General features: G+C 66.4%; 10 protein-coding genes and 1 pseudogene. All 11 read right to left on the bottom strand.

All coding sequences use genetic code 11. From position 1 onward, the window contains the following. Positions 1 to 84 precede the first annotated feature (84 nt). Complete coding sequence (gene ligA / locus DB459_RS02675; RefSeq protein WP_371926850.1) at positions 85 to 2,244, bottom strand: NAD-dependent DNA ligase LigA; 2,160 nt, start codon at positions 2,242 to 2,244, stop codon at positions 85 to 87. A 7-nt stretch (positions 2,245 to 2,251) separates the two neighbouring features. Continuing rightward, positions 2,252 to 3,925, bottom strand: a complete 1,674-nt coding sequence (gene recN, locus DB459_RS02680) for a DNA repair protein RecN (protein ID WP_253711421.1) — start codon at positions 3,923 to 3,925, stop codon at positions 2,252 to 2,254. A 13-nt stretch (positions 3,926 to 3,938) separates the two neighbouring features. After that, a complete protein-coding gene (locus DB459_RS02685; RefSeq protein ID WP_253713747.1) occupies positions 3,939 to 4,769 on the bottom strand; it encodes an outer membrane protein assembly factor BamD in 831 nt (276 codons plus the stop codon). A gap of 454 nt (positions 4,770 to 5,223) precedes the next feature. After that, on the bottom strand, positions 5,224 to 6,186 hold the full coding sequence (lpxC, locus tag DB459_RS02690; protein ID WP_253713748.1) for a UDP-3-O-acyl-N-acetylglucosamine deacetylase: 963 nt from the start codon (positions 6,184 to 6,186) through the stop codon (positions 5,224 to 5,226). 870 nt (positions 6,187 to 7,056) lie between these two features. Beyond that, a complete protein-coding gene (gene ftsZ / locus DB459_RS02695) occupies positions 7,057 to 8,829 on the bottom strand; it encodes a cell division protein FtsZ (protein ID WP_253711422.1) in 1,773 nt (590 codons plus the stop codon). 93 nt (positions 8,830 to 8,922) lie between these two features. Then, positions 8,923 to 10,251, bottom strand: coding sequence for a cell division protein FtsA (ftsA, locus tag DB459_RS02700; protein WP_253711423.1), 1,329 nt, complete (start codon positions 10,249 to 10,251; stop codon positions 8,923 to 8,925). Then, the gene (locus tag DB459_RS02705; protein WP_253711424.1) at positions 10,248 to 11,222 is read right to left on the bottom strand and encodes a cell division protein FtsQ/DivIB; all 975 of its coding nucleotides are present in this window, start codon (positions 11,220 to 11,222) and stop codon (positions 10,248 to 10,250) included. Before DB459_RS02705 ends, ftsA begins: the two co-directional genes overlap by 4 nt. Then, positions 11,189 to 11,519 (bottom strand): annotated as a pseudogene (locus DB459_RS02710) (D-alanine--D-alanine ligase); the annotation flags it as partial. The pseudogene DB459_RS02710 and the gene DB459_RS02705, both read right to left, overlap by 34 nt. A gap of 129 nt (positions 11,520 to 11,648) precedes the next feature. Continuing rightward, positions 11,649 to 12,595, bottom strand: a protein-coding gene (locus tag DB459_RS02715) for an IS630 family transposase (protein ID WP_253706644.1) whose coding sequence is annotated in 2 segments (ribosomal slippage) — positions 11,649 to 12,256 and positions 12,256 to 12,595 — 948 coding nt in all. Because the reading frame shifts where the segments join, the coding sequence is not laid out codon by codon here. A gap of 273 nt (positions 12,596 to 12,868) precedes the next feature. Then, entirely contained in the window at positions 12,869 to 13,858 is a 990-nt protein-coding gene (locus tag DB459_RS02720; RefSeq protein ID WP_253711425.1) for a D-alanine--D-alanine ligase, read from the bottom strand. A 51-nt stretch (positions 13,859 to 13,909) separates the two neighbouring features. After that, positions 13,910 to 14,833 (bottom strand): UDP-N-acetylmuramate dehydrogenase, encoded by a 924-nt coding sequence (gene murB, locus DB459_RS02725; RefSeq protein ID WP_253711426.1) that lies wholly within the window; start codon positions 14,831 to 14,833, stop codon positions 13,910 to 13,912. Between the last annotated feature and the right edge of the window lie 15 nt (positions 14,834 to 14,848).

The following is a 14,848-nucleotide window of genomic DNA, read 5'->3' on the forward strand; positions in this document are numbered from 1 at the left end:
ATATACTTCGAAAAGTTCGGAGATTTTCGCGGAGCGATCCAGCACGAGCGCTTCACGAGCCCGCGTCCATTCAGATCCACAGCGCTATCCGACGAGGTCCAGCCATTCGTCCTCGGTCAGCACGCTGACGCCGAGCTCGCGCGCCTTGTCGAGCTTGGAGCCGGCGCTGTCGCCGGCGACCACGTAGTCGGTCTTCTTCGACACCGAACCGGCGACCTTGGCGCCGAGGCGCTCGGCCATCGCCTTGGCCTCGTCGCGGGTGAAGCGGGTCAGGCTGCCGGTGAACACCACCGTCTTGCCGGCCACCGGGGTATCGCGACGCGCCTGCTGCGCCGGCAGCACCTCGATCTCGGCGAGCAGTTCGTCGAGGGCCTTGCGGTTGCGCGGCTCGGCGAAGAACTCGACGACCGCCTCCGCCACCACGTCGCCGATGCCCTCGATGGCATCGAGGTCCTGGAAGGCTTCGCTGTCGTGCCCCTTGCCGGCGGCGCGCATGGCCTCGATGAAATGTTCGATGGTGCCGTAATGGCGCGCCAGGAGCTTGGCATTGCCCTCGCCGACATGGCGGATGCCCAGCGCAAAGATCAGGCGGTGAAGCTCGATCCTGCGCCGCTCGTTGATCGCGGCGAACAGGTTGCGCACCGAGACCGTGCCGTAGCCTTCGCGGTCGACCAGCTTCTTCGACGAGCGCGCGTCGCGCTGCTCCAGAGTGAAGATGTCGGCGTCCGACTTGACGAGGCCGGCGTCGAAGAATTCCTGCACCTGCTTGTCGCCGAAGCCTTCGATGTCGAAGGCGTTGCGCGAGACGAAATGCTTGAGGCGCTCGACCGCCTGGGCCGGACAGATCAGCGCCCCGGCGCAGCGCCGCACCGCCTCGCCCTCCTCGCGCACCGCGCGGCTGCCGCAGGCCGGACAGGTGGCGGGAAAGACGTAGGCCTTGGTGTGCTTCGGCCGCTTGTCGAGCACCACCTCGACGATCTGCGGGATGACGTCGCCGGCGCGCTGGACGACGACGGTGTCGCCGACGCGGATGTCGACGCCGCCGCGGATCGGCTCGCCGTCGCTGCCGATGCCCTTGATGTAGTCCTCGTTGTGCAGCGTCGCGTTGGCGACGACGACGCCGCCCACCGTCACCGGCTCGAGCCGGGCGACCGGCGTCAGCGCCCCGGTGCGGCCGACCTGAATGTCGATGCCGTTCATCACGGTGGTCGCCCGCTCGGCGGCGAACTTATGGGCGATCGCCCAGCGCGGGCTGCGCGAGACGAAACCGAGGCGCTGCTGCAAGTCGAGCCGGTCGACCTTGTAGACGACGCCGTCGATATCGTAGCCGAGAGAAGCGCGCCGGCTCTCGATGTCGCGGTAATAGGCCAGGATCTCCTCGACGCTGGCACACAATTTCATCCGCGGATTGGTGACGAAGCCGGTCCTGGCGATCCAGTGCACCATCTTGAACTGGGTCGTCTCCGGCATCTCGCTCATCTCGCCCCAGGCATAGGCGAAGAACTTCAGCGGCCGCGACGCGGTCACCGAGGGGTCCTTCTGTCGAAGCGAGCCGGCGGCGGAGTTGCGCGGATTGGCGAAGACCTGCTCGCCGGCCTCGGCCTGCTTGCGGTTGAGTTCCAGGAAATCCCGGGTGGTCATGTAGACCTCGCCGCGGATCTCGCACACCCGTGGCACGTCGCGCCCCTTCAGGTGCCCGGGAATGTCGTCGATGGTGCGGACGTTGGCCGTGACGTCCTCGCCTTCGAAGCCGTCACCGCGCGTCGCGGCGGTGACGAGTTCGCCGCCCTCGTAGCGCAGCGACAGCGACAGGCCGTCGATCTTGGGCTCGGCGACGACCGCCGGCGCCTCCTCGGCATCGAGCTTGAGGAAACGTCGCACCCGCTCGACGAAATCGGCGACGTCCTCATCGCTGAAGGCGTTGCCGAGCGAAAGCATCGGCACCGCGTGACGGACCTTGGCGAAACGGCCAGCCGGCTGGGCGCCGATCCGCTGCGAGGGCGACGCGGCGGTCAACAGATCAGGGAAGCGCGCCTCGATCGCGTCGCTGCGCCGACGCAGCCCGTCATAAGCGGCGTCCGAAATCGTCGGCGCGTCGTCCTGGTAGTAGCGCTTGTCGTGAGCGTCGATTTCCAGCGCGAGACGCACCAGTTCGGCCTTGGCCTGGGGCCGCGTCAGCTGCTCCACCGCGAGTGCCGCCGGCTTGACCGCCGGCTTCCTCACCGAAGTTTTCCTTGCCGGCATGGCGCGCTCAGGCGGTGGCGGCGCGGAGCAGCCGCTCGGCGGCGGCGCGGGCCTCGGCGGTGATCTCGGCGCCTGCCAGCATGCGCGCGATCTCCTCGCGGCGATGCTCGTCGGCCAGCGCCGCGACCCGGGTGGCGACGCGCTTGCCCTTGTCGAGCGAAGCCTTGGAGATCAGAAGATGCTGGTCGGCGCGGGCGGCAACCTGCGGCGCATGGGTCACCGCCATGACCTGGACCTTGCCCGCGAGCCGCGCCAGCCGGGCGCCGATGGCGTCCGCCACCGCGCCGCCGACCCCGGTGTCGATCTCGTCGAACACCAGCGTCGGCGCCGACCCGCGATCCGACAGCACGACCTTGAGCGCCAGCAGGAAGCGCGACAGCTCGCCGCCCGAGGCGACCTTCATCAGCGGTCCGGGACGGGTGCCGGGGTTGGTCTGCACCCAGAATTCGACCCGGTCGATGCCCTGCGGACCCGGCGAAGCAACATCGCTTTCGACCTGGGTCATGAATTTCGCCCGCTCCAGCTTGAGCGGCGCGAGTTCGGCATTGACCGCCTTGTTGAGGCGCTCCGAAGCCTTGGCGCGGGCCACCGAGACTTTCTGCGCCGCCGTGGCATAGGCGCCGTCCGCCGCGGCCGCGGCCTTCTCCAGCACCTTCAGCCGCTCGGCGCCGGCATCGATCAGCGCGACATCGGCCTTGAAGCGTTCGGCGAGCGCCGCGAGGTCGTCCACCGCCGTGGAATATTTGCGTGACGCCGCGCGCAGCGCGAACAGCCGCTCCTCGATGCGCTCGAGTTCGGCGGGATCGAAATCCGCCGCCACCAGCGCCGCATTGAGATGCTGCTCGGCCTCTTCCAGCGAATTGATCGCGGCATCGATGGCGCGCACCGCCGGCTCCACCAGCTTCGGCGAATTGGCGGCGCGGCGCTCCAGCCGCCGCACCGCGGCGGCGAGCGCGGGCACCGCCGAATGATTGCCGCCGACGGCCTCGAGCGCCTCGCGCAGGTCCTGGGCGATCTTCTCGCCCTGCATCATCGCGGTGCGCCGCTCGGCCAGCGCGGTCTCCTCGCCGGTCTGCGGGCTGAGCTTGCTCAATTCGTCGGAGGCATGGCGCAGGTAGTCGGCCTCGCGCGCGGCGCGCTCCATGCCGGCGCGATGCTCCTCGAGATCGTCGCGCGCCGTCTTGCGCGCCCCCCACAGGTCCTCGAGCGCGACGACCTCCTTGTCGAGACCGGCGAAGGCGTCGAGCAGCCGCCGATGGGTCGCGGCATCGACCAGCGCGCGTTCGTCGTGCTGGCCGTGGATCTCGACCAGCGCGCTGCCGACCGCCTTGAGGGTCTGGACGCTGATGATCTGGTCGTTGAGATAGGCACGGGTGCGGCCGTCGGCGAACTGGATGCGCCGCAGGATCATTTCGCCGCTGTCGTCGAGGCCGTTGTCGGCGAGGATCTTGGCCGCCGGATGCTTCTTGGGCACGTCGAAGACCGCGGTGACCTGGCCCTGCTCGGCACCATGGCGCACCAGGCCGGAATCGCCGCGGCCGCCCAGCGCCAGGGCGAAGGCATCGAGCAGGATCGATTTGCCGGCGCCGGTCTCGCCGGTGAGCACGGCGAGGCCACGGGCGAAATCGATGTCGAGCCGCTCGATCAGGACAATGTCACGGATCGAAAGGCGCGCCAGCATGTCGGTGGATTTCCTATCCGAGACCCAGTTTCTTGAAGGCCTTGCTGATGTAGGAGGCCTTGTTCTCGCTCGGCTCGAGACCGCCGGACTTTACTAGATTATACGCGTCTTTGTACCACTTGCTGTCCGGAAAGTTGTGGCCAAGCACGGCGGCGGCGGTCTGCGCTTCGCCGACGACGCCGATCGCCATGTAGGCCTCGGTCAGGCGCGCCAGTGCTTCCTCGACATGGCGCGTGGTCTGATACTGGGTCACCACCAGCTTGAAGCGATTGATCGCCGCGGTGAAGTCGCGCTTGTCCATGTAATAGCGGCCGACCGCCATTTCCTTGCCGGCGAGCTGGTCGCGCGCGGCCTCCAGCTTCTTCTTCGCCGAGTTGGCGTATTCGGAATCCGGATATTTGCGGATCACCTCTTCCAGCGCATTCATGGCCTTCTCGGTGCGGCCCTGGTCGCGGCTGATGTCGGGGATCTGGTCGTAATGGGAGGCGGCGATCAGATACTGCGCATAGGCTGCATCCGGCGTGCCCGGATGCAGGCTGATGTAGCGCGACGCCGAGCCGATCGCCGAATCGTAATCGCCGGATTCGTAGGAGGCATAGGCGGACATCAGCAACGACTTGCGCGCCCAGGTCGAATAGGGATGCTGGCGGTCGACCTCCTCGAACTTCTTGGTGGCGCCCTTGATGTCCTTCTTCTCGTTCATCAGGTACAAGCCCTCATTGTAGAGCTTGTCCGCTGGCTCCTCGACGAAGTTCTCATCCTTGGAAAAGAACTTGTCCATGATGTTGCCGGTGCCGCAGCCGCCGAGCGACATCGACAGCGTCACCCCGGCGACAGCCAGCATGAGACGCCGTCCGAATGCCGCACTGATGCGGGAAACCTTTGCGTCGACCGAGACCGCCGCTTCGCCCGTGAACGTCATGCGTTTAACCAACCTGTCGACCCCAAACCCGCCGAAAAGGTGCCGGACCGATCGCAGGTCCGTCCCCTGGCATACAATCCCCAGACACAGCGCGCCGGCATCGCTGCCGCGACCGCCCCGTCGATCGGCCTCCGCGAGGTCATCGCGGCGCGCTTATCTAGCTGAAAAACCTGCCTTTACCAACGCAGTAGGTACACATTTCGCCGGGATTAAGGCGAAGCCGCCGGCGGGTTCCCCAAGGCCGGCCGCTATCCACCGCGGCCTGCCTCGACGTGCCTTGAGGTGCGCCGCCGCCACCACAAACAGCAATGGCCGGGACGAGCCCGGCCATGCGATTCAACGGATCAATGATTAACCGAGCGACCGATTAACCGCCTCAGGACACGTCCGGGGCATAGGCCGGCACCAGGCCACCCAGCATGCCGCCGACCACTTCGGCATGGCCACGGGCCGGGCGCCGCTTCAGCGCCGGCTCGGCTTCGACCACGCGCCAGGCGCTGCGGTCGGCCATCAGGGTGGTGAGCGCCAGGTTGTTCAGCTTGTGGCCGCCACGCACCGAACGATAGTGTCCGAGCAGCGGCAATCCGGCGAGCGCGAGATCACCGATCACGTCGAGCACCTTGTGGCGGGCGCATTCGTCGGAATAGCGCAGGCCTTCCGGATTCATCACCCGATCGGCATCGAACACCACCGAATTGTCCAGCGAGGCGCCCAGCGCGTAGCCGGCCTGCCACAGCTGCTGCACGTCGCTCATCCGGCCGAAGGTGCGGGCCCGGGCGACATCGCGGCGGAATGATTCGGGTGTGAGCTCGAGGCAATAGCGCTGGCGACCGATCAGCGGGTTATCGAAGCTGATCTCGACCTCGGCGCGGAAGCCGTTGGCGTAGGGCAGGAATTCGCCGACGCGGTCGCCGATCGCGACCTGCACCGGCTTGAGAATCTCGATGAAGCGACGCGGCGCGGCCTGCTGCACGACGCCGGCGCGATCGATCGCGGCGACGAACGGCCCGGCGCTGCCGTCCATGATCGGCACTTCCGGACCGTCGACAGTGATGGTGGCGTTGTCGACGCCCATGCCGCGCAGCGCGGCCAGGACGTGTTCGGCGGTGGAGATCAGCGGACCTTCGCCGTCGCCGAGCACGGTTGCGAGCTCGGTCGCGACCACCGCGCCGGGCCTGGCCCGAACTTCGCGGTCGATCCCGTCGCCGGTGCGAACGAAGACGTATCCGGCATCGACCTCAGCCGGTCCGAGCGTAAGATTGACCTTCGAGCCTGAATGGACGCCAACGCCTGTGACCGTCACGAGCGTGCGAAGCGTCGTTTGCCGGCTGAATTTCATCCCGAACGTGCCCAGTTTCGACTTCATTCCGGCCGGTTGTTGCCGCCACACCGTGGCTAAACCGTCGGTATCCCCAAAGTCACAATTGCGAAGCCGAGTCCCAAAGTCCCCGAGAGGCACAAAACCTTTGAACCATCATTTCCCCCGATGATTCAGCAGATCCTAGTCCCCGAAAGTACTGTAGTCCCCGTGTATTAAAGTTCTCGAAGGACGCGTTGCCGCACCCCAGGAACACCCCTTAGTGGCGTCACCATACTCTTCAGCAGGAGTCGCGCCAGTCACGCTTTTTTACCGATTGTTACCCCAACTCCGCCGTATTTGCGCCGCCCGTTAACCAAATTCGGCGCCCCTGGCAAGCCCCTCTTCAGGCGGAATTCACTTTAAAAATCAGATGCTTATAATTTCCGCTACATCAACGAAAAAGTCCCGACCGCAGCCGGCCGGGACTTTTTTGTGACGATCGCTCTGTAACAGACCGCCAGTGCGGTGGATGTGCTAGAGTTCCTTTGTTTCCAACGTTCCTGCGAACGTTGGAAACGGGACACTAGTGTCCCGTCTCCGAATTACCGCTACGTTTGCCTCGCGCTCGCACGGTAATTCGGAGACATAGGGACACTAGCAAAATCAAAGTGTTAGTGTGGCTTATGTCTCGCAATTGCCTACAGGGGCTTGCCGCAAAGGGCATAGGCAATTGCGAGACGCCACACTAGTGTCCTGTCTCCGAATTACCGCTTCATTTGCCTCACCCTCGCACGGTAATTCGGAGACATAAAGGACACTAGCAAAATCAAAGCGCTAGTGTGGCTTATGTCTCGCAATTGCCTACGAGAGACTGGCCGCAAAGGCGGTAGGCGATTGCGAGACGCCACACTAGTTGGACTGCCGCCGCAGAAAGGCGGGGATATCCAGGTGGTCGTCGCCCTGGGCCGGCGGCAGCGGCGCCGGACGGCCATGGGTGTCCAGTCCCTGCGGCGCCGGACGGCGCGCATATTCCGACACCGGCTCGCCGGCGCCGGCCTGGGGCACCGGCCGCTGCGGCTTGCGTTCCTGGAGCGGCGGCATCTGCATGCCGGGACCTGCGCCGCGACCGGAGACCGGCGGCTCGTGGTCGTCGTCACGCCGGCCGAGGCCGACATTGGCAAGGCGCTGCAGCAGCGACAGCCGGGTCTTCTGCGGATGTTCCTCCTCGACCTCGCCGCTGGCCTGGCGAATCTGCGCCTGGGCCGGCATCGGCAGGTCCTCGAACTTCGGCATGCGCGGCGCACGCAGGGGAGCCCGCTCCGCCGCCGGCGGAATGAACGTGCTGGGGAGCGAGGCCTCCTGGGGCTGCGCCGGCGCGGCGTGTTCGCTGAAGGCCATCGACCTGTTCTGGATCGGACGGATGGTGACGTCGCCATAGGCGGCCGGTTGCATCGGGGCGGAAGCCGGGGCCGCCGTCTGGCCCGGCGACACCGCGGCGGCGATCGCCGCCAGGGCTGCACGATCGATGTTCTCGGCGTTCTGGAGCGGGGCGGACGCCGGCGCGCCGCCGGCCTTCTGCGCCGCTTCCTGCTTGGCGAGACGCTCCGCCATGCGGGCATTGTCGGCCTTCAGGCGCGCGGTGAGATCGGCGAGACGGCCGTCGACACCGGGAGCGGAAGCGGCGGCGGGCGCCGCCGCCGTCAGCCGGGCGGTCGCGGTCTGGTCGATGCCGGTGGCCACCACCGAAACGCGGATCACGCCATCGAGTGATTCGTCGAAGGTGGCGCCGACGATGATGTTGGCGTCCTGGTCGACCTCCTCGCGGATACGGGTGGCCGCCTCGTCGACCTCGAACAGCGTGAGGTCCTTGCCGCCGGTGATCGAGATCAGGAGGCCGCGGGCGCCCTTCATCGAGGAGTCGTCGATCAGCGGGTTGGCGATGGCGGCTTCGGCCGCGGTCAGCGCCCGCTTCTCGCCGGTGGCTTCGCCGGTTCCCATCATCGCCTTGCCCATCTCGCGCATCACGGCGCGGACGTCGGCGAAGTCGAGGTTGATCAGGCCTTCCTTGACCATCAGGTCGGTGATGCAGGCGACGCCCGAATAGAGCACCTGGTCCGCCATGGCGAAGGCATCGGCGAAGGTGGTCTTCTCGTTGGCGACCCGGAACAGGTTCTGGTTGGGAATGATCAGCAGGGTGTCGACCACCTTGTGCAGCTCGGTGATGCCCGCCTCGGCGGTGCGCATCCGGCGCTGGCCCTCGAAGTGGAACGGCTTGGTGACGACGCCGACGGTGAGAATGCCCATCTCCCGCGCGGTCTTGGCGATCACCGGCGCCGCGCCGGTGCCGGTGCCGCCGCCCATGCCGCAGGTGACGAAGACCATGTTGGCGCCCGACAGATGATCGCGGATCTCGTCGATCACCTCCTGCGCCGCGGCCGCGCCGACATCCGGCTGCGATCCGGCGCCGAGCCCCTGGGTGACCTGGGTTCCCATCTGGATGATGCGCTCGGCCTTGGACATGGTCAGCGCCTGCGCGTCGGTATTGGCGACGACGAAATCGACCCCGACCAGGCCGGCGGTGATCATGTTGTTGACGGCATTGCCGCCGGCACCGCCGACGCCGAACACGGTGATCCGCGGCTTCAGCTCGCGAATATCGGGAATGTTGAGATTGATGGTCATGTCTGCCTCTCGATTACGCGCGCGTTGTGCCGGAATGCCTGCGGTCCATGACCGAAGCCGATGGTGAACTCACTGAATGCCGATGCCGGATCATCAGAATCCCTCACGAAGCCACTGCCCCACCTTGCCGAAATAGCCGCCACCGTAAGTCCCCGTCCGGACCTGCCGGGCGTAGCGCGGCTCGACATGTTCGAGATGGGCGAATTGCGGATAGACCAGCAGGCCGGTCGGCACCGCGAAGGCGGCGCTCTTGGCCTCGTTCGGCAGCCGGGCGAAACCCAGCGGCCGGCCGATCCGCACCGGGCGGTTGAGGATCCGGCCGGCGAGTTCGGGGATGCCGGTGAGCTGGGAGGCGCCGCCGGTCAGAACCACGCGGGCGCGCGGTTCTGCCGCAAAAGGCGACTCCGCCAGCCGGTCGCGGACCATCTCGAAAATCTCCTCGGCACGGTGGCGGATGATATTGGCGATCATGGCGCGGGACACGATGTGCGAAGCGTCATGGTCGTGGTCGTCGACCGCCGGCACCCTCATCATCTCGCGAGCGTCGGATCCACCCGTCAGCACAGTCCCGTATAAAGTCTTGATTCGCTCGGCATCTGCAATGCATGCGCCGAGCCCGCGTGCAAGATCCATGGTGATGTGTTGCCCGCCGAGCGCAAATCCGCTGGCATGGACGAAACGTCCGGTCGAATAGATCGCGATGGACGTGGTTCCCGCCCCCATGTCGACGATCGCGGCACCGGTGTCGATCTCGTCGTCGGTCAGGACCGAGAGCGCGGCGAGATAGGGACCCGCGGCCATCGCCTCGACGTTGAGATGGCAGCGCTCCACCACCAGCATCAGGTTCTTGACCACCATGGAATCGGCGGTGACGACGTTCATGTCGACCCCGAACTGGTGGGCCACCATGCCGCGCGGATCGCGGATGCCCTTGACGCCGTCGAGGGAATAGCCGACCGGCAAGGCATGCAGCGAGGTGCGGCCGACGCCGGTGGCGTGGCGCATGCCGGTGCCGGTGACGCGGCCGACGTCGTCCGGCGACACCGTGCCGCCGCGAATATCGGCTGCCGCCTCGATCAGCTGCCCCTGCAGCCGGCCGGCAGAAACCGACAACAGGACGGATTCGACCTGGACCTTGGCCATGCGTTCGGCGATCGCCACAGCCTGGCGGACCGACTGTTCGCACTGGGCGAGATCGGCGACGGCGCCGGCCTTCACCCCGAACGACTGGATATGGCTGATGCCCATCAGCTCGATGGCATGGCTGCGGCCGCGCAGCGCCTCGGCCGGCCCGCAGGGCTTCAGCCGCGCGATCAGGCAGGCGATCTTGCTGGTGCCGATATCGAGGGCGGCCACGATCGTGGTCCGTCCCGCCGGGATCGGGCGCGTCTTGGGCGTCTGCTGGCCGTCAAGGCTCGTCATGCGTCGCTGCCCTTGCGCTTGGTGGTCTTCTTGTCCTTGAGGAGATCCTCACGGGCCTTGGCCGCATCGTCGGACAGCCGCACGGTGATGCGGTCAGGCAGCCGAAGGTCGATGGCGGTGATATCGCGCGAGAACAGGCGGTCCTCCCGGTCGAGCTTCGACAGAAGCGCCAGCGCCTCCTCGAGCCCCTGCTCGGGCAGGCGGACGTCGAGGCCGTCGTTGAGGCGCAAATTCCAGCGCCGCTCGCCGACATAGACGATGGCGCGGACCGCCGAGCGGACCTGCGGATATTGCGACAGCAGGCTGAGGAAATCCTTCGCCCGCGACTCGGCGCCCTTGCCCACCACCAGCGGCAGCGAGACGAAGCGGCGCGACACCCAGGGTTCGAGCACCGCGCCGTCCTCGGCGATCACCGACACCGCGCCGTCCTGCTGCCACAGGGCGAAAGGCTTGCGCTCGGTCAGATCGATCTGGAGACGGCCGGGATAGAGCTTGAGCACGGTGGCGTCGGCGATCCAGGGGCTGGCCTTGAGGCGGTCGCGCACCGTCGCCGCGTCGAGGAACAGAAGCGACGAACGGCCGGTGACGCCGCCGATGGCGAGGACCTCGTCGTAGGTCAGCTGCTTGCGCCCCGTGATGCCGACCTCGGTGATGCGGAAGCCGACCGAATTGGCCGCGGCGTTGCGGCCATCGCTGAGCGCGGTGGCGACCGCCTCGACATGACCGCCACGCACCGCGCCGAAGGCGAGGCTGCCGGCGAGCAGGGTCAGGGTGGCGAAGGCGCCGAAACGGCGGGGCAAGCGGCGATGCAGCACGGCGAGGAAATGCGGCAGCTCGTCCTCGCGCACGAACGAGACGTCGCGGACCTCGTCGGCGCGCGCCGGCGCTCCGCCGCGGCGCGGCGTTTTCGTCTGTCCGGACTGGGGCCTCGTCTGTCTCAACGACCGATCGAGGCGTCCTCCACCATCCATTCCACGAGCTCGTCAAACGTTGCGCCTGCACCGATTGCAGGCTCTGGCGCAGGTGACGTCTCGGTCATGCCGGCTGGGTGTCGAATCGAGGCAGATCAGACCCTCCGTCCCCTCGATGCGATCGTCGTTGCGGAAATCCGCACGGCTCACGCCCCGGCAGCCAAGCGCCTCATGCGCCGCCAGCGTTAACCTTCGGACGTCCTGGTAAACAAATGGTAAAGCCGATGCAGGCAGGACGCGATTTAGCTCGTCGGGAGAATAGTTTGCCTCGTTAACGGCGACCGAAAGCGAGGGAACCCGGGCCTGGGCCGATCGCCCCGGCTGGCCCGCCAGGGTTCCTAGTGTCCTGTTTCCAACGTTCGTATCCCATTGCAGCAGGCGCTCATACGAACGTTGGAAACAAGGGGACACTAGAGCAGACTCCGATCAAGGTGGATCATATCCGCATGCGGCGAAGTAGTTTGCGCATTGGGCGGGCTTGAAGATGTCGGCGCAGGTTTCGAGGGCGCGCATCAGGGCGGCGACAGTTCGCTCGGCGATTTTGCGCAAATGCGCTTTCAGCTTGGAAAACGCCTTCTCGATCGGGTTCATGTCGGGGCTATAGGGCGGGAGGTAGAGCAGCTCGGCGCCCGCGGCCTCGATCAACTCCTTGACCCGCGGCCCCTTGTGGGCGGACAGATTGTCCATGACGACAACGTCGCCTTTCGTGAGGGTAGGAACGAGGCAGTGTTCCACCCAGTCCTCGAACAGGGCGGCGGTGATCGGACGATCATAGGTCTTCGCCGCCACGAGCCCGCGAAGGCGGATGCCGGCGACGAGCGTGACCGTCTTGTAATGGCCGTGCGGCACGCCGACGCGCAGCCGCCGCCCACGCCGGCAACGCCCGCCTTTGCGCGCCAAATTGGTCGAGGCGCCCGTTTCGTCGATGAAGACGAGCTTCTCGGGATCGAGATCGAGCTGTCGCTCGAACCATTCGAGGCGTTGCTTCAGGACGTCCGGCCGCTGCTGCTCCGAGGCGTGTGCGGTCTTTTTTTAAACGTGACGCCATGACGGTCGAAGAAGCGCCACAGCACGGAACTCGAAAAATGCTCGCCGCAATTCCTGATCAGACGTTCCTGGATCTCCAGCAGGGTGACGTCCGGCGTGCGCCGGATCAGACCCATCAGATAGCCGTGATGGGCTTCGATGCGGCCGGAGCGGCGATCGCCTCCAGTCGGCTTCGGCGACATTTCTCCCGTCGTCTCGAATTGCTTGACCCAGCGCACGGCGCTCGCAATGCTGACTTCGAAACGCTTCGCCGCCGCATTGCGCGACAGCCCGCCCGAGACGACAGCCTCCACCACTCGTTTGCGAAGATCGTCGGAAAGCGCCATTCCAGCCGCCTCCATTCTGCGGCAGGAATCATGAATCAGATGTCAGCCGATTCGGGAATCCTGATTCGATTCACATCGCTCGGAGCCTGCTCTAGTGTCCTGTCTCCGAATTACCGCTTCATTTGCCTCACCCTCGCACGGTAATTCGGAGACATAAAGGACACTAGCAAAATCAAAGCGCTAGTGTGGCTTATGTCTCGCAATTGCCTACGAGAGACTGGCCGCAAAGGCGGTAGGCAATTGCGAGACGCCACACTAGCGGCCGACGGCCGGTTAAACCGGCGTCCGCCGTGCCGCCAGCGCGATCTGGCCCTTCAGGAAATCGACGAAGTCGATCCCCTGCACCTTGAGGGACTTGGGGTAGAGCGACGACTTGGTCAGGCCCGGCAGCGTATTGGTCTCGAGATAGACCATGCCGTTCGCCGAGACGATGAAGTCCGACCGGGAATAGCCGCGGCAAGACATCACTTTATGGGCCCTGACCGCCTGGTCCATGATCTGCGCCGTGACCTCGGCGGAGAACCGTCCGGGACAGATCTCCTGGGTCGACTTGGCGAGATACTTCGCCGTGTAGTCGAAACCGCCGTCCGCCGGGATGATCTCGATCGGCGGCAGCGCGATCACCGATCCGTCCGCCTGCTCGAGCACCCCGCAGGTCGCTTCCACGCCCGCGACGAAGGGCTCGATCAGATAGTCCTCGGTCTTCGCTGCATGGCGGACCGCGACCAGATCCTGGGTCGCGTTGACGAAGATCAGCCCGTAGCTCGATCCGTCCCGCGCCGGCTTGGCAATCAGCCGGCCATGTTCGGCGAGCGCCGCCTCCATCTCGTCGAGCGCCACGCCTTGCGGCGCCCGCACCCCGGCGATGGCGGCGAAGCGCTTGGCCGCGACCTTGTCGAACGCAAGATGCGAGGAGGCCGAGCCGGAGCCGGTGAACGGCACATTGCGCATCTCGCACATCGCCTGGAGTTCGCCGTTCTCGGCGACGCCGCCGTGCAGGCCGAATACCAGCAGACGCTTCTCGGCGCTCGCCCTGTCGAGCGCCGGTTCGATGGCGCCGAGGCTGCGGCCGTCCGCCTTGAACGGCTCCTCGAACGGCCGGATATGCGCGAGCAGCGCCGCGGGGCTGGTGTCGTGGACACTGCCGTCGACATCCCAGAACCACAGGTCGGCGTCGGGCAGCGCCGAATGCAGCGCCTGAGCGGTCGCCACCGAGACGAGGCGCTCCTTGCTCAGGCCGCCGAACAGTATCGTAATCCGCATCGTTTCGTTCCGCTGATGATTCGCCGCGCCGATGATTGAAGGCGCACGGCGTTAATTCTTCTCCACCCCGATCCGCTTGATCTCCCAGTGCAGGTCGATCCCGGACTGGGCCTTGACCCGCGCCCGCACGGTTTCGCCCAGCGTCTCGATATCCGCACCGGTCGCGTCGCCGGTGTTGATCAGGAAATTGCAGTGCATCTGTGAGACCTGGGCGCCACCGATGCGGAAGCCGCGCAGGCCCGCGGCATCGATCAGCTTCCAGGCGCTGTGGCCGGGTGGATTCTTGAAAGTCGAGCCGCCGGTCTTTTCCCGGATCGGTTGCGCGGTCTCGCGATGGGTCTGCACCTGCGCCATGCGGGCGCGGATGATCTCGGGCTCGGCGAGGCGGCCGCGAAACAGCGCCTGGGTGAAGATCACGCCTTCGTCGACGCCGCAATGGCGATAGCTGAAGCCCATCTGCGCATTGCTGAAATGGCGGATCTCGCCCTGCCGCGTCACGCCGCGCGCCTCGACCATCACGTCCTTGGTCTCGCCGCCATTGGCGCCGGCATTCATCCGCAGCGCCCCGCCGATCGAGCCCGGAATGCCGAAATAGAATTCGAGCCCGGCGATGGAGGCCGCGGCGGCGGCCTCGGCGACGCGGCGGTCGAGCGCCGCCGCGCCGGCGCGGAGGCTGTCGCCCTCGGCCGTGACGGTGCCGAAGCCGCGCGGGGAGAGGCGAATGACGACGCCCGGCAGACCGCCGTCGCGCACGATCAGGTTGGAGCCGACGCCGATCGGGCAGACCGCAATCTCCGCCGGCAGGCGCGCCAGGAAATAGGCGAGATCGTCCTCGTCGGCCGGCGTGAACAGCACCTGCGCCGGCCCGCCGACCCGGAACCAGGTCAGCGGCGCCAGCGCCTCGTTGCCGAGCAGCCGGCCGCGCAACTCCGGCATCGCGGTCGCAAGCGAAGCCGCCAGGTCCGGGAAGCTCATGGCCGCGCCTTCGTC

The organism is Bradyrhizobium sp. WD16 (assembly GCF_024181725.1).
In the GTDB taxonomy this organism is placed as follows: domain Bacteria; phylum Pseudomonadota; class Alphaproteobacteria; order Rhizobiales; family Xanthobacteraceae; genus Bradyrhizobium_A.

What these genes read in the sequence shown, in the direction of transcription:
- murB (WP_253711426.1), bottom strand. Translation starts at nt 14,833, where the DNA reads ATGAGCTTCCCGGACCTGGCGGCTTCGCTTGCGACCGCGATGCCGGAG.
- ligA (WP_371926850.1), bottom strand. Translation starts at nt 2,244, where the DNA reads ATGCCGGCAAGGAAAACTTCGGTGAGGAAGCCGGCGGTCAAGCCGGCG.
- DB459_RS02685 (WP_253713747.1), bottom strand. Translation starts at nt 4,769, where the DNA reads ATGCTGGCTGTCGCCGGGGTGACGCTGTCGATGTCGCTCGGCGGCTGC.
- lpxC (WP_253713748.1), bottom strand. Translation starts at nt 6,186, where the DNA reads ATGAAATTCAGCCGGCAAACGACGCTTCGCACGCTCGTGACGGTCACA.
- ftsA (WP_253711423.1), bottom strand. Translation starts at nt 10,251, where the DNA reads ATGACGAGCCTTGACGGCCAGCAGACGCCCAAGACGCGCCCGATCCCG.
- recN (WP_253711421.1), bottom strand. Translation starts at nt 3,925, where the DNA reads ATGCTGGCGCGCCTTTCGATCCGTGACATTGTCCTGATCGAGCGGCTC.
- ftsZ (WP_253711422.1), bottom strand. Translation starts at nt 8,829, where the DNA reads ATGACCATCAATCTCAACATTCCCGATATTCGCGAGCTGAAGCCGCGG.
- DB459_RS02705 (WP_253711424.1), bottom strand. Translation starts at nt 11,222, where the DNA reads ATGGATGGTGGAGGACGCCTCGATCGGTCGTTGAGACAGACGAGGCCC.
- DB459_RS02720 (WP_253711425.1), bottom strand. Translation starts at nt 13,858, where the DNA reads ATGCGGATTACGATACTGTTCGGCGGCCTGAGCAAGGAGCGCCTCGTC.